Raw genomic sequence first — 4,663 nt, 5'->3', positions numbered from 1 at the left:
GTGTGGGGGTCACCGCCCCCCCGCCACCCGGCACCACGTGCCCCCGGCTGGCGGGGCCGGCGCGCGGCTCCCGGCGGCCGGCCCCGGCCGCGGCCGACGGATCACCGATCGGCCGTAACTGTGGTGAACGGGGATGCAGTTCCCCGGCCCCACGACGGATTGTGACGCTGTCCGCCGCCTCTCCGTCCTCCTCAGAGGAGCGCCGCCATGCACGTCGACGAACCGAACCGAGTACCGCGCCGGTACAAGTCCCCCCAACAGGACAGCGCCCGCTGGAACGACTTCCCGCTGCGTGACGGCGACATCGTCGTCAGCAGCCCGGCGAAGGCGGGCACGACGTGGGTGCAGATGATCTGCGCGCTGCTCATCTTCCAGACCCCCGAACTGCCCAAGCCGCTGTCGACCCTGTCGCCGTGGCTGGACCAGCTGTTCACACCTCAGGAGCAGATCTACGCGCAACTCGCCGAACAGGAGCACCGTCGCGTCATCAAGACGCACGTGCCGCTCGACGGCCTGCCGCTCGACCCGCGCGTCAACTACCTCGTCGTCGCCCGGCACCCCCTCGACCGGGCCCTGTCCATGTACCACCAGGCCGCCAACGTCCGCGCCGAGTGGCTGCACGCCTTCAACAGCGACCAGGGCGACGAGTCCTCCGGCCCGTCCACGCTCACGCTGCCGCCGGTGCGCGAGTACCTGCTGAACTGGTGCCACCCCAACCCGTCCGACGGCTGGGAGCAGGACCTGGCCGCGGCCGAACTGCATCACCCCCTCGACGCCTGGCACCGGCGGGCGGAGCCGAACGTCAGGCTCCTGCACTACGACGACCTGTGCGCCGACCTGGCGGGCCAGATGGCCTCGCTGGCCCACTGGCTCGGCATCACCGTGGGCCAGTCGGTCTGGCCCGAGCTGGTCAAGGCCGCCACCTTCGACGAGATGAAGGACCGCGCGGCCTACCTGGCGCCGGACAAGGAGATCCTCGCGGACCCGGGGCAGTTCTTCCGCGAGGGACGCTCGGGCGGCGGGCGCGACGTGCTGACCGAGGACGACCTGGAGGCGTACCGCACGCGGGTCGGTGCCCTCGCCCCCCGGCCGTTCCTGGACTGGCTGCACGGCGGTGGAGCGGACGCCCGCGACTGAGCCGTGGCGGCTCCGCCCCGCCCGCCACCGGGCCCCAGGACACACCCCGCCCTCCCCTCACGGACCTCCCTTCCCGACCTCCGTACAGACGAAGGAGACAGCGCTGTGACGCAGTCCGCAGCAGCAGGGCCTGCCACCGCCCTCACCGTGCCGGCCGCCGGTTCCGCCCCCGGCGACGAGTTCGACATCCGCCCCGTCTCCGGCGCGCTCGGCGCCGAGGTGCGCGGAATCGACCTGAACGAGATCACGGACGCGCAGTTCGAGCGGATCCACGCCCTCATGCTCGAACACCTCGTGCTGTTCTTCCCGGACCAGGAGAAGCTGACCCCGAAGGCACACGTGGCGTTCGGCCGCCGCTTCGGCGAGGTCGAGGTCCACCCGTTCCTGCCCAAGCTGGCGGACCATCCCGAGATCACGGTGATCGAGCCGGACAAGGGCGGCAAGGCCGACGAGTGGCACATCGACGTCAGCTTCAGCCCCAGCCCGCCCATCGCGTCGATCCTCCACCTGATCACCTGTCCCCCCGCGGGCGGCGACACCATGTGGAGCAACCAGTACGCGGCGTACGACAGGCTGTCCCCCTCGTTCCAGGAGATGCTGGAGGGCCTCACCGCCGTCCACGTCCTGAAGATCCCGCCGGTCGTCGAGATGTCCGCCGAGCACCCCGTGGTCCGCGTCCATCCGGTCACCGGCCGCCGGTCCCTCTACGTCACCCGCATGTGGACCTCGCACATCCCGCAGCTCACCCGGCAGGAGAGCGACGTCGTGCTCCAGCACCTCTTCGAGCACTCCGAGCAGCCGGCCTTCACCTGCCGCTACCGCTGGGACCCGCACACCGTGGCCCTCTGGGACAACCGGGTCACCCAGCACATCGCCATCAACGACTACCAGGAACACCGCCGCGGCCAGCGCGTCACCGTCAACGGTGACCTGCCCACCGGCGGCACCCCGGCCAAGCCCGAGTACCGGCGCAACGGTGACGAGCGGTACTACCCGCGCCGCGTCAACGCCCGCGTCGGCTACTGACGACGCACGGTGTCACCGGCCCCGCCCGGCCGCCGGCACCGGCGTAACTGCGGCAAGCCCTGGTGCGGTGCGCCGGGCTCTTCTCGAACATCGCTACCAGGCCGAGGCCCGACCGGAGGGCGGCGCCCCGGCCCTGTGTCAGCCCCGGTCATGCGTCCTACGGAGGAAGACGTGGGTGGAACCCAGCAACCGGCCGCCCCGGCGCCCGAGAGCCTGCCCGATCAAGCGGGCTCCCGGGCACCGGGCATCGTCGGTGTCGGCACCGCCGTGCCGCCGGCGTCGTACACACAGCGCGAGATCCTCGACACCTTCGGCATCACCGACCGGAAGATCCGCTCGGTGTTCCTCGGCGGAGCCATCACGCGCCGCAACCTCACCCTGCCCCCGACGGGTCCCGACGGGCTGCCCGCCACGGAGTCCCAGGGCGACCTGCTGCGCAAACACACCGAGACCGGACTGCGGATGGGCCGCGAGGCCGTCGAGCGCTGCCTGGAGGACGCCGGCGCGACCCTCGCCGACGTCCGCTACCTGTGCTGCGTCACCTCCACCGGACTCCTCACCCCCGGGTTGTCCGCGCTGCTCATCAGGGACCTCGGCATCGAACGGTCCTGCCAGCGCCTGGACGTCGTCGGCATGGGCTGCAACGCCGGGCTGAACGCGCTCAACGCCGTCACGGGCTGGGCCGGGGGACACCCCGGCGAACTCGCGCTGATGGTCTGCGTGGAAGCCTGCTCCGCCGCCTACGTCTTCGACGGCACCATGCGCTCCTCGGTCGTCAACAGCCTGTTCGGCGACGGTTCGGCGGCCGTCGCGGTCCGGGCACCCGCACACCCCGGCGAGGAACCGTCGCCGGCCCCGGCGCTGCTGAGGTTCACCAGCCACATCATCACCGAGGCCGTCGACGCGATGCGCTACGACTGGGACGACACCCACGGCAAGTTCAGCTTCTACCTCGACCCCGAGGTGCCCTACGTCGTCGGCGCCCACGCCGAGACCGCTGTGGAACGGCTCCTGGCGGGCACCGGACTGCGCACCGACGACATCGCGCACTGGGTGGTGCACTCCGGCGGCAAGAAGGTCATCGACTCGGTCCGGGTCAACCTCGGTCTGTCCCGGCACGACGTACGGCACACCACCGGAGTCCTGCGCGACCACGGCAACCTCTCCAGCGGCTCGTTCCTCTTCTCCTACCAGCGGCTGCGCGACGAGAAGGCAGCCGTGCCCGGGGACCTCGGGGTGCTGATGACGATGGGGCCCGGATCCACCATCGAGACGGCCCTGGTGGGCTGGTGACGGAAGGAACCCCCGGCGAGATGAAGACCGAGCCCGACCGCACAAGGCTGCCCGACGGACTGGGAATCCTGGCCCGGCTGGACGCCGGAAGCCCGCTGTCCGAGCTGACCGCCACGGTGAACGAGGTGTGCCAGGAGGCCGAACAGCAGCGGCAACGCACCGTCGTCGTCCTGCGGTTCACGCACTCCCCGCCGCAGCCCCGCGAATGGCCCGGCGACGTGACCATCCAGGAGGTCAACCGCTGGGAACGCGCCGTCCGGCGACTGGAACGGCTCGACAACGTCAACATCGCCGCCGCCCAGGGCACCTGCGGCGGCCCCGTCCTGGACCTGCTGCTCGCCGCGGACTTCCGCATCGGCACCCCCGACCTGCGGCTGATGCTGCCCATCAACGACGGGCACTTCTGGCCCGGCATGTCCCTCTACCGCCTCGTCCGCCACATCGGCCTGGCCCGCGCCCGCCGCATCGTGCTGTGGGACTCCGCCGTCACCCTCTCCACCGCCACCGAACTCGGCATCGTCGACCAGGTCAGCGACGACCTGGACGAAGCCGTCCACACCGCCGCCGTGCTGCGCGGCCGGCTCTCCGACCGCGAGACCCGCATCCGCCGCCGACTGCTGGAGGAGGCCGCGTCCGCCGAGTACGACGACGCCCTCGGCACCCATCTCGCCGCCTGCGACCGGGAGTTGCGCCGCCTGCGCGCGGACCGGTCCGACGGGGCGACGGCCGCCCCCGCGGACCTGGGGACGGAGGCGGCAAGGTGAGCGTCGGCCCCTCCACCGGTTCTCCCGCCGTCGCCGTCCAGGACCCCACCGGTCACATCGGGACCGACGCCCAGCGGCTGGACGAGCACGTGGCCGAGATCGAGCGGCGGCTCGCCGCCCTGCCGCCGGTGCCCGACCGCACCCCCGAGGACCGGGACCGTGCCGCCGCGCTGCACGCGGACGTCCGGCAGGCCCGGCGCGCTTTCCTCGCCCGGCACGCCGAGACCGTCTACGCGCTGCTCACCGACGGGATGGCCCGCCGGGTACGCCTGCCTGAGCTGGTGCGGGACGCCGCCGACCGGTTCCCCGGCCTGGTGCCGACCCGCGCACAGATGGTGGCCGAGGGCCGCGGGCCGCGATGGCCATGGCGATGGCGACGCGCTGCTGCTGGCCGCCGGAGAGTTCGTGCGGATAGCGCCGGGCCAGCTCGGCGGGGCGGGGCA

At 72.2% G+C, this 4,663-nt stretch carries 4 protein-coding genes and 1 pseudogene; 4 read left to right on the top strand and 1 reads right to left on the bottom strand.

Translation table 11 applies throughout. From position 1 onward, the window contains the following. Positions 1 to 207 precede the first annotated feature (207 nt). From ACFXPK_RS32575 to dpgB, 4 genes are all read left to right on the top strand, one after another. Positions 208 to 1,137, top strand: a complete 930-nt coding sequence (locus ACFXPK_RS32575) for a sulfotransferase domain-containing protein (protein WP_385003400.1) — start codon at positions 208 to 210, stop codon at positions 1,135 to 1,137. A 105-nt stretch (positions 1,138 to 1,242) separates the two neighbouring features. Beyond that, positions 1,243 to 2,163 carry a TauD/TfdA dioxygenase family protein gene (locus ACFXPK_RS32570; RefSeq protein WP_385080761.1) on the top strand — a complete coding sequence of 307 codons (921 nt, stop codon included), beginning with the start codon at positions 1,243 to 1,245 and terminating at the stop codon, positions 2,161 to 2,163. Positions 2,164 to 2,313: 150 nt separating this feature from the next. Further along, complete coding sequence (dpgA, locus tag ACFXPK_RS32565; protein ID WP_385003395.1) at positions 2,314 to 3,456, top strand: 3,5-dihydroxyphenylacetyl-CoA synthase DpgA; 1,143 nt, start codon at positions 2,314 to 2,316, stop codon at positions 3,454 to 3,456. 20 nt (positions 3,457 to 3,476) lie between these two features. Next, positions 3,477 to 4,220: an enoyl-CoA-hydratase DpgB gene (gene dpgB, locus ACFXPK_RS32560; RefSeq protein ID WP_385003392.1), complete on the top strand. Its 744-nt coding sequence runs from the start codon at positions 3,477 to 3,479 to the stop codon at positions 4,218 to 4,220. Positions 4,221 to 4,568: 348 nt separating this feature from the next. Here dpgB and ACFXPK_RS32555 read toward each other — a convergent pair. After that, positions 4,569 to 4,663, bottom strand: a pseudogene (locus ACFXPK_RS32555) (ATP-binding cassette domain-containing protein); the annotation flags it as partial.

The organism is Streptomyces sp. NPDC059142 (assembly GCF_042755665.1).
GTDB lineage: Bacteria > Actinomycetota > Actinomycetes > Streptomycetales > Streptomycetaceae > Streptomyces.
This window is presented reverse-complemented; position numbering and strand designations above follow the sequence as displayed.